Origin of the sequence: Streptomyces vietnamensis, assembly GCF_000830005.1 — a bacterium.
GTDB classification, from domain to species: Bacteria; Actinomycetota; Actinomycetes; order Streptomycetales; family Streptomycetaceae; genus Streptomyces; species Streptomyces vietnamensis.
Genome location: NZ_CP010407.1, coordinates 2,504,014 through 2,529,545 on the forward strand (window position 1 = coordinate 2,504,014; position 25,532 = coordinate 2,529,545).

Below are 25,532 nucleotides of genomic sequence, written 5' to 3' on the forward strand. Positions count from 1 at the left end.
CCGACCGGGGGATCATGACTCGGCGCGCTCACTGATCGCGTCGGCGGCGCGACCGAGCAGGGCGGCGGCCTCCTCGAAGGAGAGGCCGCCGCCCTCCGCGTACGCGGCCTCGAACTCCCCGTCCGCGAGGGCGGACCGGGCCAGTTCCGTCGCCCGCGCCCGGTTCTCCCGCTCCATGGGCGGCGACAGGTGACCGGGCGGCAGCAGCCCCTCGTACGCGCCGAGCAGGACGGCGGCCGTACGGGCCGCAGGACCGCCGAGCCCGGCGAGCGCCCAGGCGGCGGTGATCAGGTGGATCGCCGGCATCTGCGGGGCGACCATCAGCGACAGGCCGCCCAGGGCGCGCCCGTACGCCCGCCAGGACAGGTCGAACGCCTCCTCGTACCGGCCTTCGAGGTCGCACACCCAGGCCAGGCTGCCGAGCGCGAAACCCTCGAAGATGGAGAACGTCTCGGCGCTGAACAGCTTCTGGGCGCTGAACTCGTCGAGCAGCCGCTCCAGATGCATCCGGGCCTCGGCCGTCCGGCCGGTCCGGCCGAGCAGCAGCCCCAGGAAGATCCGCCCGGCCAGCATCGGCTCGTGGCCGCGCCCGTGCTCGCCCTCCACCACCTCGCGCAGGATCCGCTCCGCCTCCTCGCCGCGGCCGGTCTCGATCAGCATGTCGGCGTATCGGGCGCGCAGCAGGGCCATCTGGGACTGGGCGCGGATCCGCTCCGCGTACGTGATGGCCTCGGCGAAGTCCCGGGCGGCGCCCTCGAACTCGAGCCGCCGCTCACGGGCCTCGGCGCGCGAGGCCAGCGCCTCGGCCGCGCCCCAGGAGTCCCCGAGGCGTACGAAGATCTCCAGGCTCTCCTCGGCGTCGGCGGCGGCCCGCTCGGCCAGGTCGGCGCGATTGGCGAGCATGTTGGCGCGCAGCTGGAGGGCGTTGGCGAGCTCCCACTCGCCGCCGTGGCGGCGGCAGGCGGCGACGTGCGCCTCCAGGGCCTCGCCCATGCGGCCCGGCTCGCCGATGAGGAGGACGGCGAAGACCGTGAAGGAGCCGGGCAGCCGGCAGGTCTGCGGGAGTCCCGGCGGATAGACCTCGTTGATCCGCCGCAGCCGGGCGAGCCCGGCGGGGGAGGTCCAGTGGCCCGTCTCGTAGTCCATGTTGAGCAGCTCGACCAGCCGCACCCCGCGCCGGGCCTCCCACCGCTGCTCCTCGGAGAGCGGCGGAGGCGCGGCGGTGCACGGCTCGTGCAGCGGTACGACGGGAGCGGCGGGCGTCCCGAACGGGTCGGGCCCCAGCACGGCGACGGATTCCGCCCAGTGCAGGGCGTCGGCGCGCAGGTCGCGCATCTGCCAGTACCAGAGCAGGGAGTGGACCAGGACCAGCGCCTCGTCCTCCTCCCGGGCGTCGACGGCCCGGCGCAGGGCGGCGCGGATGTTCCCGTACTCGGTGCCGAACCGGGCGACGGCCTCGACCTGCCCGGGGCCTCGCAGCTCGGGGTCGGTACGGCGGGCGAGTTCGCGGTAGTACGTGAGGTGCCGGCGCTCGGTGCCGGCCCGCTCCCCCGCCTCGTCGAGCCGCTCCCCCGCGTACTCGGCGACGGTCTCCAGGAGCCGGAACCGCATGCCGGCCTCCCCGGGAACGGCGACGACGAGCGACTTGTCGACGAGGGCGCCGAGGAGGTCGAGGACGGGCTGGTCGTCGACGGATCGGTCGCGTACGGGCCGGGTCGGGCCGGCCTCCCCGCGTGCGCGGGGCTCACCGACGCGGTCCGCGCGAGCGCGCTCCCCGCCGGGGCCCGGCTCGCCGTCGGCCTCCGCGCCCGGGCGCGGCTCGCCGGCTGCGGCTTCGCGGGCGTCGCCCTTCTCGTCCATGCCCTCGCCGGAGGCGCAGACGGCCTCCGCGGCCTCCAGGTCGCAGCCGCCCGTGAAGACGGCGAGGCGGCGCAGCACGCCCCGCTCGGCCTCGTCGAGGAGGTCCCACGACCAGTCCACGACGGCTCGCAGGGTCTGCTGCCGGGGCAGTACGGTCCGGGCGCCGGACGTCAGGAGCCGGAAGCGGTCGTCGAGCCGGTCGGCGATCTGGCGCAGGGTCAGCATCCGCAGCCGGGCCGCCGCCAGTTCGATCGCCAGCGGCAGGCCGTCGAGGCGCCGCACCACCTCGCCCGCGGCCACCGGGTCGTCCTCGACGCGGAACCCGGGGCGGACCGCGGCCCCCCGCTCCCCGAGCAGCCGCAGCGCCATCCCGGTCGGCAGCGGGCCCAGGGGCCGTATCGCCTCCCCCGGGACGCCGAGCGGCTCCCGGCTCGTGGCGAGCACCCGGAGCTCCGGGCAGCGCGCGAGGAGGGTCTCGGCGAGTTCGGCGGCCGCGCCGATCAGGTGCTCGCAGTTGTCGAGGAGGAGCAGCATCCGCCGCCCGGCGCAGTGCTCGACGAGCCGGGCGATGGGGTCGCCGCCGCCGCGCAGCTCCTCGGCTCCGGCGCCGCGCAGCACGGTCTCGCGGGCGCCGACGGCCGCGAGGACCGCCTCGGGGACGGCCTCCGGGTCCCGTACGGGCGCGAGTTCCGCCACCCAGACGCCGTCCGGCCAGTCCCCGGCGCCCCGCTCGGCCGCCTCCTGCGACAGCCGGGTCTTCCCGGCCCCGCCGGGCCCGAGCAGCGTCACGAGCCGCGCGCGGCACAGGTCGTCCCGGACGAGGGCGATCTCCTCGTCGCGCCCGACGAAGCTGGTGAGCCGCGCGCGCAGGTTGCCCCGAACGGGCTGGGGCTCGGGGGCGAGGAGCTCCGCGTGGAGGGCGCGCAGGGCGGGTGACGGATCGGTCCCCAGGCGGGTGGCGAGGGCGCGGCGGACCGACTCGTACGCGGCGAGCGCCTCGGCCTCCCGGCCGGTGTCCCGCAGGGCGCGGATCCGGAGGGCCTGGAGGGGTTCGTCGAGGGGGTGGGTCTCGCAGAGGGCGGTGAGCTCGGGGAGCGCGTCGGGTGCGTGGCCGAGCGCGAGGGCCGCTTCGAGCCTCGCGCGGCGGGCGTCGAGCCGGCGGGCCTCCCAGCGGGCCGCCTCCGCGTCCCGGTCCGGCAGGTCGGCGAGGGCGGGGCCGCGCCAGAGCCCGAGGGCCTCGTCGAGGAGGGCGGCGGCGCGGGCCGGGTCACCGGCGCCGAGCGCGGCCACGCCCTCGGCGGCGAGGCGCTCGAAACGGCGGGCGTCCACGTCCTCGGGCCGGGCGTCGAGCCGGTAGCCGCCCTCCGCGGACAGCACCCTGTCCCGCCCGAGGGCCCGGCGGAGCCGCCCGACGAGGGCCTGGAGCGCGGCGGGCGCGTCGGCGGGCGGCTCGTCGCCGTGCCACACCTCGTCGACGAGATCGGGCACGGAAACGGTCCGGCCGGCCCGCAGGGCGAGGACGGTGAGCAGCGCGCGCACGCGGGGGCCGCCTGTGGGGAGGTCGGTGCCGTCGGAATCACGGGCGCTGGTCGAACCGAGCACGAAGTAACGCACGCCCCCCATTCTCCGCGAGCCGGGACCCCGACGATCCCGCACCCACGCCGGCCGCCACCCACCCCGCTGCGGGCCTGCGCCCGCCCCGTTGTGGGCAATCGTTCCGCTGGGGCGGAACGGGTGGGCACAACGGACCCGCGCCCTGCCGGCGCCCGAGGCTCCCGCGCCCGAACCCGCACCCCGTGTGCGCCGCGGCGGTGGTGCGGGTCAGGGCGCGGAACGCCTAGGCCCGGCTGGGGGCGCCGTCCCGTGTGCCCACCCGTCCCGCCCCAGCGGGACGATTGCCCACACGGCAGCGGGGCAACGCCCCACACGGGCGCGGGGCCAGACGGGGCGGCGAAGGGCACCGCCCGGCCAGGTGCGGGCCCACACGGGGCGGGGAGAAGGCCCAGCCGGGCGCGGGCCCACACGGCAGCGGGGGGACGCCCCGGCGGGGGCGGGCCCGGAAGCGGTGGGGGCCTGGGGGTGGAACTCCGGTCGGGGGGCGGTACGTTTCCCCCGCAGCTGTCCTCCGTCCCCTGGGAGCCCCCGCCATGACCACCGCCACCACCCGGCGCCACGAGCGGCGGATCAGCCCCGTCTTTCTGGCGATCCTCGCCGTCATGGCCGTCACCGGCTGGGCGGTGTGGACGGGCTTCGCCGCCTCGCCCGGGCTCGCGGTGTTCCTGTTCGTGACCTCGGCGTGGGTGGTGTCGCTCTGTCTGCACGAGTACGCGCACGCCCGGACCGCCCTGTACGGCGGGGACATCACGGTGGGCGCCAAGGGTTATCTGACGCTCAACCCGCTCGCGTACACGCACGCCGTGCTGAGCATCGTCCTGCCGGTGCTGTTCGTGATCATGGGCGGGATCGGTCTGCCGGGCGGCGCGGTCTTCATCGAGCAGGGCCGGATCAGGGGCCGCTGGAAGCACAGTCTGGTCTCGGCGGCGGGCCCCCTGGCGAACGTGCTGTTCGCGCTCGTGTGCACGGCGCCGTTCTGGCTGGGCGCGCTCGACGGCGTGCCGCTCGCCTTCCAGTTCGCGCTGGCGTTCCTGGCGTTCCTCCAGGTGACGGCCGCGCTCCTGAACTTCCTGCCGGTGCCGGGGCTCGACGGCTACGGGGTGGTGGAGCCCTGGCTGTCGTACAAGGTGAAGCGGCAGATCGAGCCGTACGCGCCGTACGGCTTCTTCATCGTGATCGCGCTGCTGTTCGTCCCGCAGATCAACAACGCCTTCTTCGACGCGATCGACGCCCTGATGCGGGCTCTCGGGGTGCCGGAGCTGAGCCGTTACTGCGGTTCGCAGCTGTTCCGGTTCTGGGAGGAGGCCCCGGAGTTCTGCCGGGTGGGGTGAGCGGGACTCACCGGGTCACGATGTGCCCACCCCCGTCCGTCGGACCTGGAGCGCCGCTTCCCCGCGTGGGCGTGCCGGCCCCGGCCGCGACCGGCGAGCGCGCGTAGGTCCGGCCGGCCGGCGCACCCGGCCGGCGCACCGTACGCCCGGCTCGCCTAACGGAGCTGGGTGGCCGCCCAGCGGGCCCACTCGCGCTTCATCTCGTTGAAGCGGAGCCCGTACTCCAGGGCGATGCGGCCGTACACGGACAGCTGGTCGTCGCCCCAGTCGATCGACCGCTCCAGCTCGCGCAGGGCTTCGAGCTCGCGGTCGGACAGGTCCATCAGCCCGGTGAGGTAGCCGCTCGCCTGCTCCCGCGTCAGCACGCCGAGGAAGAAGACCCGCAGCAGGGTGTCGCTGCGGGGGTTGCGCTGCGGCTCGGTCTCCGTCAGCCAGTGGCGCAGCTCGGCCAGTCCCTCGTCCGTGAGGGTGTACTCCTTGCGGCCGCGCGGCCCTTCCGCCGAGACGCTGATCAGTCCGGCGGCGGCGAGCTTGGACAGCTCGCCGTACATCTGGCTCTGCGTGGCGGGCCAGACGTTGGCCAGCGAGGTCTCGAAGCGTTTCAGCAGGTCGTAGCCGCTGGCGGGGCGCTCGGAGAGAAGGCCCAGGAGGGCGTGTCGAAGGCTCATGAGCACCACCCTACATTCCATTCTTGACATGTCAGTTCTGGAACGTCTACTTTCGACATGTCAGAACAGGAACGTCAGGGCAGTGAACAGCTACCGGGGGTCTTCGATGTCGTACGTGCGCACCTTCCTTCCGTGGATCGTCTTCGCGGTGATCCCGTCCGCCCAGTGGCAGTGGGGCGCGCTCGCCGCCCTGGTGGCCGCCGTCGCGGTGATCGTGCAGCAGCGCCGCGCGGGGGCCGGGTTCGACGCGCTGATCATCGAGACCGGCTCGGCGCTCTTCTTCGCGGCCCTGGCGGCCGTCGCCTTCGCCGACCCGCGATCGGCCGTGCACGGCTATTCGGCGGCCCTGTCCTCGGCCACCCTGGCCCTGATCGCCGCGGTCTCGCTGCTCATCCGCAGGCCCTTCACCCTGGGCATCGCCAAGCGCACCACGCCGCGCGAGGTCTGGGGGCTGCGCCCCTTCGTGCGGGCCAACACCGTCATCACCGCCGTCTGGACGGCCGCCTTCGCGCTGACCGCCGGTGTGCTCGCGCTCCTCGCCCACGCCGGGCAGGGCCACTCGACGGCCGCCACGGCCGTCCAGGTCGCCGGGTTCGTCGTCCCGATGCTGTTCACCTCCCGCTACGTCGCCTCCCTCCGGACCGAGGCCGGTGCCCGATGACCTCCTCCACCGCTCCCCGCCACCTCTCCGGCAACTACGCCCCCGTCACGGAGGAGCTGACCGCGCACGAGCTGCCCGTCACCGGCCGGATCCCCGAGGAGCTGACCGGCTGGTACCTGCGCAACGGGCCGAACCCGGCCGACGCCGCCTCCGGCCACTGGTTCTTCGGCGACGGCATGGTCCACGGCGTGCGCCTCGAAGGGGGCCGGGCCGTCTCGTACCGCAACCGCTGGGTCCGCACGAGCGCGTTCACCGACGGGGCCCGGATGTACGACGAGCGGGGCCGGCGGGACCTCACCGCCGGGCCGGCCAACACCCACGTCGTCCGGCACGCGGGCCGCACCCTCGCCCTCGTCGAGACGGCCCTGCCCCACGAGCTCACCCCCGCGCTGGACACCGTCGGCCCGTACGACTTCGGCGGCCGGCTGACGACCGCGATGACCGCGCACCCCAAGGCCTGCCCCCTCACCGGGGAGCTGCACTTCTTCGGCTACGGGATCGCGGAGGCCCCGTACCTCACCTACCACCGGGCCGACGCCTCCGGCGAGCTGACGGTCAGCCGGCCGGTGGAGGTGCCGGGGCCGACGATGATGCACGATTTCGCCCTCACCGCCGGGCACGTCGTCTTCCTGGACCTTCCGGTGGTCCTCGACCTCGGCCTCGTCGGCACCGGCACGATGCCGTACCGCTGGGACGACGGCTACGGGGCCCGGATCGGCGTGCTGCGCCGCGACGACCCGTACGGGCGGGTGCGCTGGTTCGCCCTCGACCCCTGCTACGTGTTCCACGTGCTCAACGCGTACGACGCGGCGGACGGGACGATCGTCGTGCACGTCATGCGCTACCCCGAGCTGTGGCGGCGCGCCGCGGACGGGACCGTCGACCGGGGCCGGGAGGCCGTGCTGTGGAAGTGGACGGTCGACCCCGCCACGGGGACCGTCCGGGAGGAGCAGTGCGACGACCGGCCGGGCGAGTTCCCGAGGACGGACGACCGGCTGGTCGGGCTGCGGGCGACGCACGGGCACGTGACCTGCGGGAACTCGCTGGTGCGCTACGACCTGGACGCGGGGGCGTCCGTCGGCCACGACTTCGGGCCGGCCCGCACGCCCGGTGAGGCCGCGTTCGCCCCGGCCGCCGACGGGTCTTCCGCCGGCTGGCTCATGACGTACGTCCACGACGCCGGCTCCGGCCGCAGCGACCTGGTCGTCCTGGACGCCGACGACCTCACGGCCGGACCGGTGGCCGTGATCCACCTGCCGGCCCGGGTTCCGCACGGCTTCCACGGCAACTGGCTGCCGGACCTGCCGTAGCCCCGCCGTGGCCTCCGTCAGCCCTGGGCTGCGGCGGCCTTCTCTGCCTTCGCGCGGCGGATGTAGTACCAGGCCATGTTGGAGGACAGGCCCGCGAGGAGGACCCAGATCACGCCCAGGAAGCTGCCCTGGACGAAGGAGACGACCGCCGCGGCGACGGCCAGGGCGCAGACCACGAGGGCGTAGAGGGCGAGGCGGGGCATGGGGTCGGCTCCTGTCGGACGGTACGGCTGATGCTGCCCGTCCAGTGTCCCCCATGCCCCGATCCGTGACGGGACCGGCTCAGATGTCTGCTCAGACGTCGGTGACCCGCAGGCCCGCGTGCGCCTTGTAGCGGCGGTTGACGGAGATCAGGTTGGCGACGAGCGACTCGACCTGGTGGGCGTTGCGCAGCCGGCCCGCGAAGACGCCGCGCATGCCGGCGATGCGTCCTGCGAGGGCCTGGACGATCTCGACGTCGGCGCGCTCCTCGCCGAGGACCATGACGTCCGTGTCGATCTCCTCGATGGAGGTGTCCTTGAGGAGGACGGCGGAGAGGTGGTGGAAGGCGGCGGCGACCCGGGAGTCCGGGAGGAGCGCGGCGGCCTGCTCGGCGGCGGAGCCCTCCTCGGGCTTGAGGGCGTAGGCGCCCTTCTTGTCGAAGCCGAGCGGGTTGACGCAGTCCACGACGAGCTTGCCGCGGAGCTCCTCGCGCAGGGACTCCAGGGTCTTGGCGTGGCCGTCCCACGGCACGGCGACGATGACGACGTCGCTGCGGCGGGCGGTCTCGGCGTTGTCGGCGCCCTCGACGCCGTGGCCGATCTCCGCGGCGACGTCCTGTGCGCGCTCGGCGGCGCGGGAGCCGATGATCACCTTCTGGCCGGCCTTGGCGAGCCGGTAGGCGAGGCCGCGGCCCTGGTCGCCGGTGCCGCCGAGGACGCCGACGACGAGACCGGAGACGTCGGGGAGGTCCCACGGGTCCTTGGGGGCGGGCTTGCTCTCAGTCGTAGTCATGGCCCCGACATTACCGATCGGTCGGGTCCGTCGGGGACGGCCGCGCGCCATCGGCCGGAGACGGCCGCGCCGTCTACCACCGCGCCGGCGGCGGGGCCGTCAGCCGGTCGGCGAGGCCCGAGAGGCGATCCCTGAAGCGGCGGCTGCCCCGTGGTGACGGCAGGCTGTTCTCGCCCGCCGCCGCGCTGACCAGGTGTTGCACCGTGTCCAGGTCGACCTCGGCGCCCTCGGCCACGGTGAGCGTCTCGTGCGCGAGGCCCCGGACCTCCTCGTCGCCGCCGTCGAGCGAGAGCACGGTCGCCCCCGCCCGCCGGGCGTCGTGCACCCGCTGGAGCAGCCCCGCGTCCGGGCGCTCCGGCGCCACCATGAGCAGCGTCGCCCCGCGCCCTGCGGCCTCCAGGCGGCCGAGGCCGACCGCCAGGTGCGCCGGGGCGCCGGGCCGCACCCGGTGCCGTACCAGCGTGGGCGCCAGCTCCGGGAGGCCCGACCAGGCGGACTCGTCGACGAGGTGCGCCGCGAGGTGCCAGGGCTCGTACTCCTCCGTGCCGACCAGGAGCAGTCCGCCCCGGTGCGGTACGACGGAGGACCGGAGCGCGCCCGCGAACCGGCGGGCCGCCCCGGGCCACTCCGTCCCGGCGAGCACTTCCCGCAACAAGGCGACCCGTACGGCATCCATGGGCCCGCATCCTGCCGGAGTCGGGGGCCGCGCGCGGCGGATCGGGGAGCTTCCACCCGTACGGGAGCCCGCATGGGAGCCCGTACGAGAGTCCGTGCGGGAGTCCGTGCGGGAGCCCCGTACGAGAGCCCCGTACGGGCCGTAATTCGGTTGCCCCCTCCATCCATCGGTCGGAGCATGACCCTTTGTGTCCGCCAAGCTCTCCGCCCTGCTGCCCGATCTCGCGCCCTGGCGTTCGTCCTCCGACTTCCGGCTCCTGTGGGTGCAGGGGATCGTCACGTACTTCGGCAGCGCGATGGCGATGATCGCCCTGCCGCTGCAGATCAAGGAGCTGACGGGTTCGCCGCTCGCGGTCGGCGCGATGGGCGCGGTCGAGCTGGTGCCGCTGGTGGTGTTCGGCCTGTACGGCGGGGCGCTCGCGGACGCGGTCGACCGGCGGAAGGTGATCCTCTGGACGGAGGCGGGGCTCGGGCTGCTCGCCGTGCTCCTGCTGCTCAACTCGCTGTTCCCGGAGCCGATGCTGTGGCCGCTGTACGTGGTGGCGGCCGGGGTGTCGATGCTCGCGGGGCTCCAGCGTCCGGCGCTCGACTCGCTGCTCTCCCGGATCGTGCCGCACGAGCAGCAGACGGCGGCGGCCGCGCTGAACTCGCTGCGCTGGCAGGTCGGCTCGATCGCGGGTCCGGCGCTCGGCGGCCTGGTGGTGGCGTACGCGGGTCACGCGTCCGCGTACGGGGTGACGGTCGCCTGTTTCGCGGTCTCGGTCCTGATGTGCCGCCGCCTGTCCCCCGCACCGCCCGCGCACGACGCGGAGAAGCCCTCGCTGCGGGGCATCGCGGAGGGCGCGCGGTACGCCTGGTCGCGGCCGGTGCTGCTCGGCACGTACGTGATCGACATGGCGGCGATGTTCTTCGCGTTCCCGAACACGATCTTCCCGTTCCTCGCGGACGAGCTGGACGCGGACTGGTCGCTCGGTCTGATGTACGCGGCGGGCTCGGTCGGCTCCCTGGTCCTCGGCCTGACCAGCGGCTGGACCTCGAAGGTCCGGCGGCACGGGCTGCTCGTGGCCGGGGGCGCGGCCGGCTGGGGTCTGGCGATCGCGGCGGCCGGCTGGTTCGGGAACGTGTGGCTGGTGCTGCTGTGCCTGGCCTTCGCGGGCGCGGGCGACATGCTGAGCGGGCTCGGCCGGGCCACGATCTGGAACCAGACGATCCCGGAGGAGCTGCGCGGCCGGCTCGCCGGCATCGAGGTCCTCTCCTGGAGCATCGGCCCGCAGCTGGGCCAGGTCCGGGCGGGCGCGATGGCCGGCTGGACCGGCACGCGGACGGCCGTCTGGACGGGTGGCGTGGCGTGCGTGGCCTCGGTGGGGCTGCTCTGCCTGGCGCTGCCGAAGCTGCTCTCGTACGACTCCGAGACGGACGAGGACTCGCTGCGCCGCAAGGCCCAGCAGGAGGCGACCCGGCGGGAGGCCGCCGAGGCCGCCTGAACGGCCCCGACGGCCCCCGCGGGGTCCTGTACTCCGCGAAACCGGGTCCCCGCGGAGCCCGAGCCCGCCCAAGGAGTCCCGGGCCCAAGGGGCCCCGGCCCCGCGGGGTCCTAGTCCTCCGGTGTCTGGTCCTTCCCCGCGGCGTCGTGCCACTTGGGGTCGGTCTCCCACTCCAGGTTCCGCTCGCGGGCGGTCTCCATGGCGTGGGAGGCCTCCTCACGGCTGGCGTACGGGCCGAAGCGGTTCTTCGCCGGGCACTCGGGGCCCTCCTCGACCTTCTTGTGCTCCAGGCAGTAGTACCACTCGCCCGGTTTGCCCGTGGGGCGCTTCTTGAACAGGGCCATCGTCTTCGGCTCCTTCCTTCGGGACCATGCTGCCCCAGACCCGGTCGTTAGACTCGCTGGCATGTCTGGCCAGTCGCTTCTCGTACCGGGGGAGCTCTCCCCCCACCGCTCCGTTCCGGGCTCCATCCGCCGCCCCGAGTACGTCGGGAAGCCCGCACCGGCCCCGTACACCGGGCCCGAGGTGCAGGATTCCGACACCATCGAACGGATGCGGATCGCCGGCCGCATCGCCGCGCAGGCGATGGAGGAGGCCGCCAAGCACATCGCTCCGGGTGTCACCACCGACGAGCTCGACCGGGTCGCGCACGAGTACATGTGCGACCACGGCGCCTATCCGTCCACGCTGGGCTACCGCGGCTTCCCGAAGTCGCTGTGCGCCTCGATCAACGAGGTCATCTGCCACGGCATCCCGGACTCCACCGTCCTGCGGGACGGCGACATCGTGAACCTGGACGTCACCGCGTACATCAACGGCGTCCACGGCGACAACAACGCCACCTATCTCTGCGGTGACGTCGACGAGGAGTCGCGGCTGCTCGTGGAGCGCACCCGGGAGTCCCTGAACCGGGCGATCAAGGCGGTGAAGCCGGGCCGCCAGATCAACATCATCGGGCGGGTCATCGAGTCGTACGCCAAGCGCTTCGGCTACGGCGTCGTGCGCGACTTCACCGGGCACGGCATCAACTCGTCGTTCCACTCCGGCCTGATCGTCCCGCACTACGACTCGCCCCACCACACCACCGAGATCAAGACCGGCATGACGTTCACGATCGAGCCGATGCTGACGCTCGGCACCCACGACTACGACATGTGGGACGACGGCTGGACCGTGGTGACCAAGGACCGGAAGCGGACGGCGCAGTTCGAGCACACGCTCGTGGTGACCGACAACGGGGCCGAAATCCTTACGTTGCCCTGAGCCCGTGAGCGGGTAGCGTTTTTACCGACAGGACGTCGGGAACCGGTTGACTTAGGCAAGCCTAACTCGGCAGGATCGTCACCGGTTCCCGTCCCATCGGTCTCGGAGGCACGCCTTGGACACGCCCTTCTCCACGCTCATCCGCACGGCCTCGCACGAGCAGCACACGGAGGCGGAGACCTCGTCCTTCATGGGCGACCTCCTGGGCGGACGCCTCGCCGTCGACGCGTACGCGCGGTACACGGAGCAGCTCTGGTTCGTGTACCGGGCCCTGGAGGAGGGCGCCGAGGCGCTCCGCGCGGACCCGGTCGCGGGGCCGTTCATACAGCCCGAGCTGTTCCGCACGGCCGCCCTGGAGCAGGACCTCGCCCACCTGCGCGGGCCCGGCTGGCGCGCGGGGGTCTCCCCGCTGCCCGCCACCGCGGCGTACGCCGAGCGGGTCGCCGAGTGCGCCCGCGACTGGCCGGCCGGCTATGTGGCCCACCACTACACGCGCTACCTGGGCGACCTGTCGGGCGGTCAGATCATCCGCGACAGGGCGGAGCGGACCTGGGGCTTCGACCGCAAGGGCGACGGCGTCCGGTTCTACGTGTTCGAGGAGATCTCCAACCCGGCGGCGTTCAAGCGGGCGTACCGGGAGCTGCTCGACCGGGTGAACGCCGACGACCTGGAGAAGCAGCGGATCGTCGACGAGTGCAAGCGCGCCTTCGACTTCAACAGCGCGGTCTTCCGCGAGCTGGGCGGGGAGTACCCCCTCAGCGCCTGAGCCCCCGGGGCGGCGCCGGATCGTTCAGAGCTGGATCGTTCCCTCCAGGCGGACCCGGCCGCCCAACTCCACGATGCCGTCGGGGCCGGGAGCGGTGAGCAGCTGCGAGCCCTGCCCCTGGATGATGTTCAGGGCCCGCCCCAGCTCCGCCGTGAGGAGCAGCGCCGCCGCGCCGGTCGCCTCGTCCTCGTCGATGCCGTCGCCGCGGCCCGGGAAGGCCCGCGCCCTGATCCGGCCCGCGGCCTCCTCCTCCCAGGCCCAGGCGTAGATCCACTCCCCCGGCTCGGGCACGTCGAGGGCCTCGACCTCGGCGACGGAGCCGTACTGGCGCAGCGTGCGGGGCGGCGCCCATTCGGCGCGCGCCTCGATCCAGGTGAACTCCCCGTCGCCGCGCACCCAGACCTCGCCGGCCGGAGGCTGGACGACCTCCAGGTCGAGGAGCCAGGCGGTGCCGACGAGCGGGTGTCCGGCGAAGGGCAGTCGCAGGCCGGGCGTGTAGATGTCGACGATCCCGCGCTCCGGGTCGTCCACGAAGACCGTCTCGCTGAAGCCGAGTTCCTTGGCGAGCGCCTGCCGGGAGGACTCGTCGGGGTGGGTACGGGCGTCCCGTACGACTCCGAGACGGTTGCCGTGCCGGCCGTCGCCCGCACAGAAGACCCGGAGGACGTCGATGTCAGTGGCGGTCGTGTTCATGTCGGAATTGAATCATCGACCGGTCCCGCGCGGAGGGCTTCCTTCCTCCGTACCGGCGCGTAACGAGAATCCGGACAATCCGCCGCGCTTGACCTTCCCTTGACCAAGACATGAGGGCCCCATGGAGACTCTGTGACCCGGTCGTGTCCGGTACGCCCGGCCTGAGAGCTGAATCACTGGACCGGTGGGTATTGCTGAGGTAAGCCTCGGTTAAGTTAGGTCCGCCTCAGTCCGTCCCCGCGTTCCTGGAGTCCCCATGCGAGCCGTCCGCCTCTCCGTCGTCACCGCCGCCGCGACCGCGGCGGCTCTGACCGCCGTCACGGGCTGCGCCGAGAAAAGCGACTCCAAGGCGAGCGACGACGCGATCACCGTCGTCGCCAAGGACGACTCCTGCGAGGTCTCGAAGAAGGAGTTCCCGGCCGGGCACGTGAAGCTCGCCGTCGAGAACCGCGGCTCCAAGATCACCGAGGTCTACGCCCTCTTCCCGGACGACCGGATCGTCGCCGAGCGCGAGAACATCGGCCCCGGCACCAAGGCCACCATCACCGCCGAGTTCAAGGCCGGCGACTACGTCATCGCCTGCAAGCCCGGCATGAAGGGCGACGGCATCCGCCAGACCGTCAAGGCCACCGGCGGCAAGGCCGCCGCCAAGCGCTCCCCCGAGATGGACGCCGCCGTCGCCGCCTACCGCCAGTACGTCCAGGCGCAGGCCGACGAGACCCTCCCCAAGGTGAAGGTCTTCACCGACGCCGTCCGCGCCGGTGACGTCGAGGCCGCGAAGAAGGCCTACGCCGAGTCCCGCATCGGCTGGGAGCGCACCGAGCCGGTCGCCGAGTCCTTCGGCGACATCGACCCCAAGGTCGACGTCCGCGAGGACGGCCTGGAGGACGGCCAGGACCCGGCGAAGGACTGGACCGGCTGGCACCGCCTGGAGAAGGCGCTCTGGCAGGACAAGAAGATCGGCGACCGCGAGAAGCAGCTCGCCGACCTCCTCGACAAGGACCTCGCGGACTGGCAGAAGCGGGTCGGCAAGGCCGAGATCACCCCGACCTCCATGGCCAACGGCGCCAAGGAACTCCTGGACGAGGTCGCCACCGGCAAGGTCACCGGCGAGGAGGAGCGCTACTCCCACACCGACCTCGTCGACTTCAAGGCGAACGTCGAGGGCGCGCAGAAGTCCTTCGACCTGCTCAAGCCGGTCGCCTCGAAGAACGACCCGAAGCTGGTCGCCGAACTCGACAAGCAGTTCGCCGCGCTGAACGCGCTGCTCGACAAGTACCGCACGGACAAGAGCGGTTACGTCTTCACCTCGTACGAGAAGGTCGGCAAGGCCGAGCGCAAGGAGCTCTCCGACGGCGTCAACGCGCTCGCCGAGCCGCTCTCCAAGCTCGCCGCCGCGGTCGTCAAGTAATCGGAAGGGAGCTGCACCGGATGTCCGAGAACACCACTGAGGAGCAGGGCGCCGCGCCCTCCCGCCGCAAGGTCATCGGCTGGGGCGGTGCCGGGCTCGCGCTCGGTGCCGCCGCGGCCGGCGGCGCCGTCGCGCTGACCCGCGACGGCGACCACACCGCCCCGGTCGCCGACAGCGGCGGGGCCGTGCCCTTCCACGGCCCGCACCAGGCCGGCATCGCCACCGCCGTGCAGGACCGGCTGCACTTCGCGTCCTTCGACGTGAAGACGAAGGACCGCGACGAGCTGATCCAGCTCCTCAAGGACTGGACGCGGGCCGCCGAGCGGATGACGGCCGGCGCCGAGGTCGGCGAGGGCGCCTACGGCGGCCTGCCGGAGGCCCCGCCGGACGACACGGGCGAGGCCCTCGGCCTCAAGCCCTCCCGCCTCACCCTCACGATCGGCTTCGGCCCCTCGCTCTTCGACGGGCGCTTCGGGCTGAAGGACAAGCGGCCCGGGGCCCTGGTGGAGCTGCCCAAGTTCCCGGGCGACAACCTGGATCCGGCGCGCAGCGGCGGCGACATCTGCGTGCAGGCCTGCGCGGACGACCCGCAGGTCGCCGTGCACGCCATCCGCAACCTCGCCCGGATCGGCTTCGGCAAGGTCGCGGTGCGCTGGTCGCAGCTGGGCTTCGGCAAGACGTCCTCGACGACCCCGGACGCCCAGACCCCGCGCAACCTCTTCGGCTTCAAGGACGGCACCCGCAACATCGCGGGCACCGAGACCGACCGGCTCGCGAAGCACGTGTGGGTCTCCGGCAAGGACGCCGAGGGCGCCGCGGCCTGGATGGACGGCGGCTCGTACCTCGTCGCCCGCCGCATCCGCATGAACGTCGAGACCTGGGACCGCACTCCGCTCTCCGAGCAGGAGGACATCTTCGGCCGGGACAAGAAGGAAGGCGCTCCGGTCGGCAAGGCCAAGGAGCACGACGAGCCGTTCCTGAAGGCGATGAAGCCGGACTCGCACGTCCGGCTCGCGCACCCGGACAGCAACAACGGGGCGACGATCCTGCGCCGCGGCTACTCCTTCACCGACGGCACGGACGGCCTCGGCCGGCTGGACGCGGGCCTGTTCTTCCTGGCGTACATGAAGGACGTCCGCACCGGCTTCATCCCGGTGCAGACCTCGCTGGCCAAGAACGACGCGCTCAACGAGTACACACAGCACGTGGGTTCGGCGCTGTTCGCCGTCCCGCCGGGCGTCCGCGACAAGGACGACTGGTGGGGCCGGGCGCTGTTCGCGTAACCGAGGAGGAGAACCGACGTGTTCGGAAACTATCTGATCGGCCTGCGTGAGGGCCTCGAAGCCAGCCTGGTCGTCTGCATCCTCATCGCGTACCTGGTGAAGACCGGGCGCAAGGACGCGCTGAAGCCGATCTGGATCGGCATCGGCGTGGCCGTCGGCGTGGCCCTGGCCTTCGGCGCGGGCCTGGAGTTCGGCTCCCAGGAGCTGACCTTCGAGGCGCAGGAGGCGCTCGGCGGCTCGCTGTCGGTCCTCGCCGTGGGCCTGGTGACCTGGATGGTCTTCTGGATGCGTCGGACCGCCCGGCACCTGAAGACGGAGCTGCACGGCAAGCTCGACGCGGCCCTGCAGATGGGCACCGGCGCGCTGGTCGCCACCGCCTTCCTCGCGGTGGGCCGCGAGGGCCTGGAGACGGCGCTCTTCGTGTGGGCGTCGGTCCGGGCCTCCTCGGACGGCTCGTACGCGCCGCTGGCCGGCGTCATCCTCGGCCTGCTCACGGCCGTCTTCCTCGGCTGGCTGTTCTACCGGGGCGCGCTGAAGATCAACCTGGCGAAGTTCTTCACCTGGACCGGCGGGATGCTGGTCGTGGTGGCGGCGGGCGTGCTCGCGTACGGCGTGCACGACCTCCAGGAGGCCGGCTTCATCAGCGGCCTCGCGGACAAGGCCTTCGACATCTCGGCGACGATCCCGCCGGACAGCTGGTACGGCACGCTCCTCAAGGGCGTCTTCAACTTCCAGCCGGATCCGACGGTCGTTCAGGTCACGGTGTGGGCGCTGTATCTGATCCCGACGCTCGCGCTGTTCCTGGCCCCGATAGGGTCGGGTCCGTCCGTGCGGGTGAAGAAGCAGAAGGCGACCGATGAGAAGGCTGAGGCTGAGGCGAGCGCTTGAGCGGTGGTCGCCCTCCGGGGACCGCCGGCCGGCGAGGTTCCTCGCGGCGACGGCGGCGGCGACCGTCCTGTCGCTGACGGCGAGCGGCTGCGTGACCGTGCACGGCGAGCTGGCACTGCTGCCGCCGGCGTCGAAGGCCGAGGCCGCGCAGGCGCTCGCCGACTTCACGGCGGCCTACAACAAGGCCGACAAGGCCTATGACCCGGCCCTCGACAGGGACCGGGTCACCGGTCCGCTCGGGGCGATCAACCAGGCGGGCCTGCGCGCCCGCTCGATCAACACCCCCGGCGGCAACCCGGACCACAAGCCCCTCGCCCTCACCGACGCGCGGTTCGTGCTGCCCCGGAAGGCGGGCTGGCCGCGCTGGTTCGTCGCCGACACCGCGTCCAACCGGGGCTCCGGCGGCGACCGCTGGCTCCTGGCCTTCGTGCGCAACGGCCCCGGGCAGCCGTGGGAGGCCGCCTACCTCACGATCCTCCCCCGGGGCGACGTCCCCGAGTTCGCCGAGGAGGAGGGGTACGCGGTGCCGGTCGCCGCGGACACCGACACGCTCGCCGTCGCGCCCGGGGAGCTCGGCGCGAAGTACGTCGCGTACCTGAAGGACGGGCAGCCGGGGCCGTTCGCTCCGGGCATGCACACCACGGAGTGGCGGGCGCAGCGGCAGAAGGCCGCCAAGCGGCCGGGCATGGCCACCCAGTACATCGACCGGACCACGGACCAGGGGGACTTCGCGCCGCTCGGGCTTCGGACCCGGGACGGCGGCGCGCTCGTCTTCTTCGCGACCCGGTACTACGAGCGGCAGACGGCGGCGAAGGGCTACCGGCCGAAGGTCGGCGCCGACACCAGGGCGCTGCTGACCGGCGAGATCAAGAACACGGTCACCCGGGAGTGGGTGTCCAGCCAGGCGGTCCTGGTGAAGCCGGCGGGCACGGACCGGAACGGCGTCACGGTCGCGAGCCGGCTCCAGGGCGTGGTGGGCGCGGAGGGCTCGTAGTCCTCCTCCCCCGGTGTCAGCGGGTCATCGGCCAGGCGATCTCGTGGGCCGTGTGCCCCCCGTCCGCCTCGCGCTCGGCCGCGTGGCGGGCGCAGGCGTCCTGGAGGGCCTCCAGGAGGTTCAGCGGGTCGGGCAGCGGGTGCTCGGGGCCGCGGAGCCAGGCGACGACCGGGTGGGCGTCCTCGTCGCCGGGGAGCCGGGCCGGCGGTACGAGGACGTAGCTGCCGCGGCAGTGCCAGCGCAGCCCCGGGTGCTCGTCCATCGTCTCCGGGTGGCAGTCCAGCTCACACGGCCACCACTCGTCCTCGTCCTCGGGGGTGCCGCGGGTGGCGGTGAAGAAGAGCATCCGGCCGCCGACCGTGTCGACGTCGGCGGACTCGGCGACGGGCCCGACCTCGACGCCCTCGGCGAGGAGGCGCTCGAGGGCGGCGCGGCCGGCGGCGAGGGGCACGTCGAGGACGTCGTGGACCATGCCGGTGGCGGTGATGAAGTTCGCCTCGGGCTCGTTCCGCGCCCAGCGCTCGATCTGCGCGCGGTCGGTGGTCGACTGCGTCTGCCAGGCGAAGGAGACGGGGTGCCGGGCGGGGGTGGGACAGCCGATCCGCTCACAGGAACAGCTGTAGCCGACGGGGTACGCGGCGGGGGCCAGGGGCAGCCCGGCGGCGGCGGTGGCCAGGAGCAGCTTCTCGCGGTCGTTCTCGTCGTCGGCCGCGGTGCGTTTGGGGCGCCTGCGCAGCCACTGTGCGAGTCTGCTCTCCGTGCCGCGGTAGCGGCCGATGCCGTCGCCCATCTATCCCCTCACACCTCATGCTCGCCCGTTCGGCTCTGCCCATGGTCCCACCATCCTGCGCCCCGGGTGACCGGAGTGCGGAACCGGGGTCGGTCAGGTGCGCGGGGCGAGTCCGCGCAGGGCGTGGTCGACGAGGGCGTCGGCGTAGGCGTGGGTGAGCGGTCCGGTGCGGTGGAGCCAGCGGTGGTGGAGCGGTCCGACGAGGAGTTCGACGGCGATCCGGAGGTCGGCGTCGGGGTCGATGTCGCCCTTGGCCCGGGCGGCCTCGAGACGGCGGACGTAGTACCGGAGCTGGGGTTCGAGGAGGGCCTCGGTGAAGCGGGCGCCGAGCTCGGGGTCGACGATTCCCTCGGCGGCGAGGGCGCGGGTGGGGGCGTCGAAGGCGGGGTCGTTCAGCTCGTCGACGGTGGCGCGCAGGACGTGCTTGAGGTCGGCGGCGAGGTCCCCGGTGTCGGGGATCTCACTGTCGGCGTCGCCTCCGAGCGCCTCGTTCGCGCGGGCCGCGAGGTCGAGGAAGGCGTCGAGGAGGACGGCCGCCTTGGAGGGCCACCAGCGGTAGATGGTCTGCTTGCCGACGCCGGCGCGGGCGGCGATGCCCTCGATGGTGGTCTTCGCGTAGCCGGTCTCGGAGACGAGGGCGAGGGCGGCGTCGAAGATGGCGCGGCGGGAGCGCTCGCTGCGGCGGGAGGCGTCGGGGGCGGCCTTGGCGGGCCTGGACGCGGACATGGGCGCGGACTTGGGATCGGGCATGGGATCGGGCCTGGTCTCGGACATGGCCTCAATCTAGCAGCGGGCGAGACGAGACGTCTCGCCACTCGAACAGGCCCGAACCACCCGAACGGTCCACTGCGCGAAGCCCGCCGAGAGCGGACCATGGGGTCCTCCGATCGTCAACCGATCACCGACCGTTCTCCGTGAGGAGGCTTCATTGCGCACCACTCCGCGCACGTCCTCGCCCCGCCGTTATCTGATGTGCCCACCCACGCACTTCACGGTGACGTACTCCATCAACCCCTGGATGGACCCCACGAAACCGGTCGACCTGCCGCTCGCCCTCGCCCAGTGGGAGGACCTGCGCGACCGCTACCGCTCGCTCGGCCACACCGTGGAGCTCCTGGAGCCCGACCCGGCGCTGCCGGACATGGTCTTCGCGGCGAACGGCGCGACGGTCGTCGAGGGCCGGGTCCTCGGCGCGAAGTTCGCCCACCAGGAGCGCGCGGCCGAGGCCGACGCCCATCTGTCCTGGTTCCGCAGGAACGGTTGGCCGGACGACGCCGTGCGGGCCCCGGAGCACGTGAACGAGGGCGAGGGCGACTTCGCCGTCACCGCCTCCTGGATCCTCGCCGGCCGCGGCTTCCGCTCCAGCCCGCTCTCCCACGACGAGGCGCAGGAGTTCTTCGGCCGCCCGGTGATCGGCCTGGAGCTGGTGGACCCGCGCTACTACCACCTGGACACGGCACTGTGCGTCCTGGACGACGCCCGGGACGAGGTCATGTACTACCCGGACGCCTTCTCGCCCGGCAGCCGCAAGGTGCTCGCCCGGCTCTTCCCGGACGCCCTGATCGCGACGGGGACGGACGCCGCCGCCCTCGGCCTCAACGCGGTCAGCGACGGCCGGAACGTCCTGCTGCCGCAGGCCGCGGTGGGTCTCTTCGACCCGCTCCGCGCCCGCGGCTTCGAACCGGTCGGCATGGACCTGGGCGAACTCCTCAAGGGCGGCGGCAGCGTGAAGTGCTGCACCCAGGAGCTGCGGCCCTAGAGCCGGGCAGGCCCTAGTCCTCGTCCTCCGGCGGCCAGGCGTCGCCCCACTCCGCGTCACGGGCCTGCTTGTACAGGGGCCCGTGCCGCTTGGTGACCGTGTCGCGGCCGAGGCCCTCGGGCCCGCAGAGCTCGAGCAGCACCTGGCCCTTGCGGATCTGCGGCCTGCGGATGATGCGGGAGGCCGCCGGGGTCACCGGGAGGGGGGTCCCCCCTGCTCGAGCGAAGCCGAGAGCTTGGGGGAGGACGGCGACGACGTACGCGTATTTCTCGTCCTCGTACGGCAGCGAACCGCCCTTCACCTTCCGGTGCAGCGAGGAGCGGCTGACCCGGGCGGAGAAGTGGCACCAGTCCGTGCCGGGCACGATCGGGCAGGCCCCGCTGTGCGGGCAGGGCGCGGCGACGGTGAAGCCGGCCTCGATCAGCTGCGTACGGGCCGCGATGATCCGCTCGTAGCCGTCGGGGGTGCCGGGCTCGACGATCACGACGGCCTGCGCGGCGCGGGCCGCCTCGGTGACGAGCGCCGTCCTGTCCGCCTCGGTCAGCTCCTTGAGGACGTACGAGACGGTGACCAGGTCGGATGCGGGCAGGTTCAGCGCCGCGCCGATCCGCTCGCGCCGCCACTCGGCGTCGAAGACCCCGGCCGCCAGCTCGCGGCCGAGCGTGAGGGCGGGCTCCGCCCAGTCCAGGACGGTGGTGCGGGGCGGCGCGCCCTCCCAGGCCTCGGCGACGGCCCAGCTCGCCGCGCCCGTGCCGCCGCCGACGTCGGTGTGGCTGCGCGGCTCCCAGTCGGGCGCCGCCTCCCGCAGGGCGTACAGGGCGCCCCGTACCGCCTCGAAGGTCGCCGGCATCCGGTACGCGGCGTACGCGGCGACGTCGGAGCGGTCGCGCAGCACGGGGGCGTCCGTCGGGGTGGTGCCCCGGTAGTTGGCGATCAGCCGCTCGACGGCCTGCGCGGCCCGGTTGGGCGGCAGCCCGTCGAGGAGCGCGGCGAGGGCGGCGCGCAGGGAGTCGGCGGAGGGAGCGGAGGCGTTCACCGAAACAGTCTAGGCGGGCTCGTCGGCCCGGGGTTTCGCCGTGCGCCGGGCTTCCGTCGTGCGCCAGGGGCGGCACAGGCCCAGGAAGCAGGCGAGGGCCAGGACGGCGCAGCCGAGCTGGACGACCGCCATCGGGACGGCGGTGTGCTCGCCGGCGATGCCGACGAGCGGGGAGGCGACGGCGCCGATGAGGAAGGAGGAGGTGCCGAGGAGCGCGGAGGCGGAGCCGGCGGCGTGCGGGGTGCGCATCAGGGCCTGGGCGTTGGTGTTGGGCATGGCCAGGCCCATCGCGGACATCAGGACGAAGAGTCCGGCGGCGACGGGGGCGAGGCCGACCTTGCCGAGGACGCCGGTGGTCATGAGGGTGAGCGCGAGGCCGGCGAGCAGGATGGTGCCGAGGCCGAAGCCGAGGGCCTTGTCGAGGCTGACGCGGCCGACGAGGAGCTTGCCGTTGATCTGGCCGACGGCGACGAGCCCGATGGAGTTGAGGCCGAAGAGCAGGCTGAAGGTCTGCGGGGAGGCGCCGTAGATCTCCTGCACCACGAACGGGGACGCGCTGATGTACGCGAAGAGGGCGGCGAAGGCGAGGCCGCCGGTCAGCATGTAGCCGGTGAAGACCCGGTCGGCGAGGAGTCCGCGCATGGTGCGCAGGGCCTCCCCGACCCCGCCCTCGTGCCGCCGCTCGGCGGGCAGCGTCTCGTGGAGGAAGCGCCAGACGACGACGGTGAGCAGGACGCCGATCACGGTGAGGACGTGGAAGACGCCCCGCCAGTCGGTGAGCCGGAGGATCTGGCCGCCGATGAGGGGGGCGATGATCGGGGCGACGCCGGAGATCAGCATCAGGGTGGAGAAGAAGCGGGCCATCTCGACGCCGTCGTAGAGGTCGCGGACGACGGCGCGGGCGATGACGATGCCGGCGGCGCCGGCGAGGCCCTGGAGCAGCCGGAAGCCGATGAGCAGTTCGGCGGTGGGCGCGAGGGCGCAGACGGCGGTGGCGAGGACGTACACGAGCATGCCGATGAGCAGCGGGCGGCGGCGCCCCCACTTGTCGCTCATGGGGCCGACGACGAGCTGGCCGAGGGCCATGCCGGCGAGGCAGGCGGTGAGGGTGAGCTGCACGGTGGCGGCGGGGGCCCGCAGCGCGCCGGTGACCTCCGGCAGTGCCGGGAGGTACATGTCCATGGAGAGCGGGGGGAGGGCGGTGAGCCCGCCCAGGACGAGGGTGACGAGGAGCCCCGTCCGCCGGGCGGCGGTGGCGACGGGGGCGGTTTCGGTTATGTGTCCCTGTGTTGTTTTCTGGCCGCTCTCCGGCATCGACTGCTCCATTTCGTTGAATCCTTACTTATGCTCTCAGCTCGACCGGGATGGTCGAGACCTCTCTGGGACATGACGGACGGGTGGGGACATGGGTGACAGGGTGCGCTGGGGGATCCTGGCGACGGGCGGCATAGCGGAACGGTTCACCAAAGACCTGCTGGCGCTCGAAGGCGCCGAGGTGGTCGCGGTGGCGTCCCGTACGGAGGCCTCGGCGAAGGCCTTCGCGGACCGGTTCGGGATTCCGCGGGCGTACGGGGAGTGGGCCGGGCTCTTCGCCGACGAGTCCGTCGACGTGGTGTACGTGGCGACTCCGCATCACGCGCACCGCACGGCCTCCGGCCTCGCCCTTGAGGCGGGCAAGGCGGTGCTCTGCGAGAAGGCTCTCACACTCAACGCCCGCGAGGCGGAGGAACTGACGGCTCTCGCCCGGGACCGCGGCCTCTTCCTCATGGAGGCCATGTGGATGTACTGCAACCCGCTGATCCGGCGGATCGCGGAACTGGTCCGCGGCGGGGCGATCGGCGAGGTCCGCACGGTCCAGGCGGACTTCGGGCTCCTGGGCCCCTTCGACGCCGGCCACCGGCTGCGGGACCCGGCGGTGGGCGGCGGGGCGCTGCTCGACCTCGGGGTGTACCCGGTGTCGTTCGCGCAGCTGCTGCTCGGCGAGCCGTCGGCGGTGCACGCGCACGCGCGGATCTCGCCGGAGGGCGTCGACCTGAACACGGGCATGCTGCTGGGCTGGGACTCGGGCGCCTCGGCGCTGCTGTCCTGCTCGCTGGAGGCGGACACTCCGCTGACGGCCTCGGTGACGGGCACGGAGGGCCGGATCGACGTCCCGCGCGGCTTCTTCTTCCCCGAGCGGTTCACCCTGCGCCGCAACGGCCACGAGCCGGAGGAGTTCGTGTCGACGGACGACCCGCTCTCCTTCCGGCACGAGGCCGCCGAGGTGATGCGCTGTCTGCGGGCGGGCGAGACGGAGTCCCCGCTCGTCCCCCTGGACGGTTCGCTCGCCGTGATGCGGACGCTCGACGCGGTACGGGACCGCATCGGCGTCCGCTATCCCTCCGAGCTCGCGGCTACGCGGGCTTGAGGCCCGGGTCGCCCGCCTCGGTGACGTAGGAGGCGGCGGTGGTGACGGGGGCGCCCGGCCGGGTCACGTACGGGACCGTACGGAAGTCGGCGCGGGCGCTCTCCTCGCCGAGCGCGACCGTGACATAGCCGCGCCGCCCGTTGAAGAACCTCAGGTGCGGGTTGGCCTGCATGAGCCGGTCGTGGTTCGAGGGCCGGTCGGCGCCGTCCTTGCCGCTGGAGATCGAGGTGGCGACGATCTCGGTGCCGAGGGTCTGGGAGCCGGGGTCGCGGAAGTCGGCCTTGATGTCCAGGCCGTAGCCGACGTGGACGTCTCCGGTGAGCACCATCAGGTTCTCGACGCCGGCGGCCTCCGCCCCGGCGAGGATCCGCTGCCGGGAGGCCGGGTAGCCGTCCCAGGAGTCCATGGAGAGCTTGAAGTCGGCGGTGGAGCGGTCGCGGCGCTCGGAGAGGACGACCTGCTGCGGCAGCACGTTCCAGCGGGCGTCGGAGGCCTGCCAGCCGTCGAGCAGCCAGCGCTCCTGCGCGGCACCGGTCAGGGTGCGCGCCGGGTCCTCGGACTCGGGCCCCGGGACCTGCCAGCCGTCCCCGTACGCCTGGTCGGAGCGGTACTGGCGGGTGTCGAGGATGTCGAACTGGGCGAGCCGCCCGAAGCGCAGCCGCCGGTACAGCTTCATGTCGGGGCCCTCGGGCTGCTGGGGGCGGCGCAGGGGCTGGTGCTCCCAGTACGCGCGGTAGGCGGCGGCGCGGCGGAGCAGGAACTCCTCCGGCGGGACGCCGTTCTCGGGGATGTCGCCCGCGTAGTTGTTCTCGGTCTCGTGGTCGTCCCAGGTGACGACGAAGGGGTGGGCGGCGTGCGCGGCGCGCAGGTCGGGGTCGGACTTGTAGAGCGCGTAGCGGAGCCGGTAGTCCTCCAGGGTGAGGGTCTCCCGGTTGAACAGGTCGGGAAGCCGGCGGTCGGTGTAGGCGCGGGCGCCGCCGGTGGCGTTGACGGCGTACTCGTACAGGTAGTCGCCGAGGTGGAAGACGACGTCGACGTCCTCCTGCGCGAGGTGGCCGTAGGCCGTGAAGTACCCGTCGTGGTAGGCCTGGCAGGAGACGGCGGCGAGCTTCAGTTCGCTGTTCCGCGCGCCGGGTGCCGGGGCCGTACGGGTCCGCCCCACCGGACTGGTCCAGTCGCCGACGCGGAAGCGGTAGAAGAACACGCGGTCGGAGTCGAGGTGCTCGACCTCGACGTGGACGGCGTGCCGGAACTCCGGGTGCGCGATGGCCAGGCCGCGCCGGACGGTCCGGGTGAACCGCTCGTCGTGGGCGAGCTCCCAGTGCACGGAGACCCGCTCGGCGGGCAGTCCGCCCTCGGGCTCGAAGGGGCGGGGCGCGAGCCGCGTCCAGAGCAGTACGGAGCTCGGGAGCGGGTCGCCCGAGGCGACGCCGAGGGTGAACGGGTCCTCGGCGACACGCCGGGCGTCGAGTTCGGCGGCGGCCGCGGCGCCGGCCGCCGGCAGCTGGGTGGCGAAGGCGAGCGCGGCGGCGGCGCCGGTGACGGTCAGGAACCGCCGGCGGCCGAAGTGGCGTGCGGCGGCGCGGAGTTCCTCGGAATGGCGTACGTGGGTCATGTGCCCCTCCCCAGACGGATGCTGTCCGTCC

Annotated in this window: 24 protein-coding genes; 12 read left to right on the forward strand and 12 right to left on the reverse strand. The window is 73.2% G+C overall.

Features of this window, described 5'->3' with window-relative positions; all coding sequences use genetic code 11:
* Nucleotides 1-12: 12 nt before the first annotated feature.
* Nucleotides 13-3,474: an AfsR/SARP family transcriptional regulator gene (locus SVTN_RS11025; protein ID WP_041128931.1), complete on the reverse strand. Its 3,462-nt coding sequence runs from the start codon at nt 3,472-3,474 to the stop codon at nt 13-15.
* Between the two features lie 533 nt (nt 3,475-4,007).
* Between SVTN_RS11025 and SVTN_RS11030 the strand changes: the two genes are divergently transcribed.
* A complete protein-coding gene (locus SVTN_RS11030) occupies nt 4,008-4,805 on the forward strand; it encodes a site-2 protease family protein (protein ID WP_041128932.1) in 798 nt (265 codons plus the stop codon).
* A gap of 155 nt (nt 4,806-4,960) precedes the next feature.
* On the opposite strand, the gene SVTN_RS11035 is transcribed toward SVTN_RS11030, so the two are convergent.
* Nucleotides 4,961-5,473: a PadR family transcriptional regulator gene (locus tag SVTN_RS11035; protein WP_041133778.1), complete on the reverse strand. Its 513-nt coding sequence runs from the start codon at nt 5,471-5,473 to the stop codon at nt 4,961-4,963.
* A 106-nt stretch (nt 5,474-5,579) separates the two neighbouring features.
* On the opposite strand from SVTN_RS11035, the gene SVTN_RS11040 reads away from it, so the two are divergent.
* Together SVTN_RS11040 and SVTN_RS11045 are read left to right on the forward strand one after the other, a co-directional pair.
* Nucleotides 5,580-6,134 (forward strand): hypothetical protein, encoded by a 555-nt coding sequence (locus SVTN_RS11040; protein ID WP_041128933.1) that lies wholly within the window; start codon nt 5,580-5,582, stop codon nt 6,132-6,134.
* Complete coding sequence (locus SVTN_RS11045; RefSeq protein ID WP_041128934.1) at nt 6,131-7,444, forward strand: carotenoid oxygenase family protein; 1,314 nt, start codon at nt 6,131-6,133, stop codon at nt 7,442-7,444. Before SVTN_RS11040 ends, SVTN_RS11045 begins: the two co-directional genes overlap by 4 nt.
* A gap of 17 nt (nt 7,445-7,461) precedes the next feature.
* On the opposite strand, the gene SVTN_RS11050 is transcribed toward SVTN_RS11045, so the two are convergent.
* The 3 genes from SVTN_RS11050 to SVTN_RS11060 all read right to left on the reverse strand — a co-directional run bounded on the left by SVTN_RS11050 (nt 7,462) and on the right by SVTN_RS11060 (nt 9,113).
* Nucleotides 7,462-7,647: a hypothetical protein gene (locus tag SVTN_RS11050; RefSeq protein ID WP_041128935.1), complete on the reverse strand. Its 186-nt coding sequence runs from the start codon at nt 7,645-7,647 to the stop codon at nt 7,462-7,464.
* Between the two features lie 91 nt (nt 7,648-7,738).
* The gene (gene npdG / locus SVTN_RS11055) at nt 7,739-8,437 is read right to left on the reverse strand and encodes an NADPH-dependent F420 reductase (protein ID WP_041128936.1); all 699 of its coding nucleotides are present in this window, start codon (nt 8,435-8,437) and stop codon (nt 7,739-7,741) included.
* A 73-nt stretch (nt 8,438-8,510) separates the two neighbouring features.
* Complete coding sequence (locus SVTN_RS11060) at nt 8,511-9,113, reverse strand: hypothetical protein (protein ID WP_041128937.1); 603 nt, start codon at nt 9,111-9,113, stop codon at nt 8,511-8,513.
* Nucleotides 9,114-9,300: 187 nt separating this feature from the next.
* Between SVTN_RS11060 and SVTN_RS11065 the strand changes: the two genes are divergently transcribed.
* Nucleotides 9,301-10,596: an MFS transporter gene (locus tag SVTN_RS11065; RefSeq protein WP_041128938.1), complete on the forward strand. Its 1,296-nt coding sequence runs from the start codon at nt 9,301-9,303 to the stop codon at nt 10,594-10,596.
* 110 nt (nt 10,597-10,706) lie between these two features.
* Here SVTN_RS11065 and SVTN_RS11070 read toward each other — a convergent pair whose 3' ends face one another.
* Nucleotides 10,707-10,940 carry a hypothetical protein gene (locus SVTN_RS11070; protein WP_041128939.1) on the reverse strand — a complete coding sequence of 78 codons (234 nt, stop codon included), beginning with the start codon at nt 10,938-10,940 and terminating at the stop codon, nt 10,707-10,709.
* Between the two features lie 61 nt (nt 10,941-11,001).
* On the opposite strand from SVTN_RS11070, the gene map reads away from it, so the two are divergent.
* The gene (gene map / locus SVTN_RS11075) at nt 11,002-11,859 is read left to right on the forward strand and encodes a type I methionyl aminopeptidase (RefSeq protein ID WP_041128940.1); all 858 of its coding nucleotides are present in this window, start codon (nt 11,002-11,004) and stop codon (nt 11,857-11,859) included.
* 115 nt (nt 11,860-11,974) lie between these two features.
* A complete protein-coding gene (locus SVTN_RS11080; RefSeq protein ID WP_041128941.1) occupies nt 11,975-12,625 on the forward strand; it encodes a biliverdin-producing heme oxygenase in 651 nt (216 codons plus the stop codon).
* 24 nt (nt 12,626-12,649) lie between these two features.
* Here the strand turns inward: SVTN_RS11080 and SVTN_RS11085 are convergent, their stop codons facing one another.
* Nucleotides 12,650-13,318, reverse strand: a complete 669-nt coding sequence (locus SVTN_RS11085) for a PhzF family phenazine biosynthesis protein (RefSeq protein ID WP_041128942.1) — start codon at nt 13,316-13,318, stop codon at nt 12,650-12,652.
* Between the two features lie 256 nt (nt 13,319-13,574).
* Here SVTN_RS11085 and efeO point away from each other — a divergent pair, with 256 nt between their 5' ends.
* From efeO to SVTN_RS11105, 4 genes are read left to right on the forward strand one after another with little or no spacing between them, the layout of a single operon-like run.
* Nucleotides 13,575-14,729, forward strand: coding sequence for an iron uptake system protein EfeO (gene efeO / locus SVTN_RS11090; protein ID WP_041128943.1), 1,155 nt, complete (start codon nt 13,575-13,577; stop codon nt 14,727-14,729).
* A gap of 20 nt (nt 14,730-14,749) precedes the next feature.
* Entirely contained in the window at nt 14,750-16,012 is a 1,263-nt protein-coding gene (gene efeB / locus SVTN_RS11095) for an iron uptake transporter deferrochelatase/peroxidase subunit (RefSeq protein ID WP_041128944.1), read from the forward strand.
* Nucleotides 16,013-16,030: 18 nt separating this feature from the next.
* Entirely contained in the window at nt 16,031-16,900 is an 870-nt protein-coding gene (efeU, locus tag SVTN_RS11100; RefSeq protein WP_041128945.1) for an iron uptake transporter permease EfeU, read from the forward strand.
* Nucleotides 16,869-17,894: an SCO2278 family lipoprotein gene (locus tag SVTN_RS11105; protein WP_041128946.1), complete on the forward strand. Its 1,026-nt coding sequence runs from the start codon at nt 16,869-16,871 to the stop codon at nt 17,892-17,894. The genes efeU and SVTN_RS11105 overlap by 32 nt, the downstream gene beginning before the upstream one ends.
* A 16-nt stretch (nt 17,895-17,910) precedes the next feature.
* On the opposite strand, the gene SVTN_RS11110 is transcribed toward SVTN_RS11105, so the two are convergent.
* Together SVTN_RS11110 and SVTN_RS11115 are read right to left on the reverse strand one after the other, a co-directional pair.
* On the reverse strand, nt 17,911-18,684 hold the full coding sequence (locus tag SVTN_RS11110) for a bifunctional DNA primase/polymerase (protein ID WP_041128947.1): 774 nt from the start codon (nt 18,682-18,684) through the stop codon (nt 17,911-17,913).
* A gap of 93 nt (nt 18,685-18,777) precedes the next feature.
* Nucleotides 18,778-19,410: a TetR/AcrR family transcriptional regulator gene (locus tag SVTN_RS11115; protein WP_041133779.1), complete on the reverse strand. Its 633-nt coding sequence runs from the start codon at nt 19,408-19,410 to the stop codon at nt 18,778-18,780.
* 202 nt (nt 19,411-19,612) lie between these two features.
* On the opposite strand from SVTN_RS11115, the gene ddaH reads away from it, so the two are divergent.
* Complete coding sequence (ddaH, locus tag SVTN_RS11120; RefSeq protein WP_342669672.1) at nt 19,613-20,443, forward strand: dimethylargininase; 831 nt, start codon at nt 19,613-19,615, stop codon at nt 20,441-20,443.
* A gap of 13 nt (nt 20,444-20,456) precedes the next feature.
* Here the strand turns inward: ddaH and SVTN_RS11125 are convergent, their stop codons facing one another.
* Both SVTN_RS11125 and SVTN_RS11130 read right to left on the reverse strand, forming a co-directional pair.
* Nucleotides 20,457-21,479, reverse strand: a complete 1,023-nt coding sequence (locus SVTN_RS11125) for a small ribosomal subunit Rsm22 family protein (RefSeq protein ID WP_041128949.1) — start codon at nt 21,477-21,479, stop codon at nt 20,457-20,459.
* Between the two features lie 9 nt (nt 21,480-21,488).
* Entirely contained in the window at nt 21,489-22,793 is a 1,305-nt protein-coding gene (locus tag SVTN_RS11130) for a Bcr/CflA family multidrug efflux MFS transporter (protein WP_052499650.1), read from the reverse strand.
* Between the two features lie 91 nt (nt 22,794-22,884).
* Between SVTN_RS11130 and SVTN_RS11135 the strand changes: the two genes are divergently transcribed.
* Nucleotides 22,885-23,886 carry a Gfo/Idh/MocA family protein gene (locus SVTN_RS11135; protein WP_041128950.1) on the forward strand — a complete coding sequence of 334 codons (1,002 nt, stop codon included), beginning with the start codon at nt 22,885-22,887 and terminating at the stop codon, nt 23,884-23,886.
* Here the strand turns inward: SVTN_RS11135 and SVTN_RS11140 are convergent.
* Complete coding sequence (locus SVTN_RS11140; RefSeq protein ID WP_041128951.1) at nt 23,873-25,501, reverse strand: alkaline phosphatase D family protein; 1,629 nt, start codon at nt 25,499-25,501, stop codon at nt 23,873-23,875. The two genes, SVTN_RS11135 and SVTN_RS11140, sit on opposite strands and share 14 nt — an antisense overlap.
* Nucleotides 25,502-25,532 lie beyond the last annotated feature (31 nt).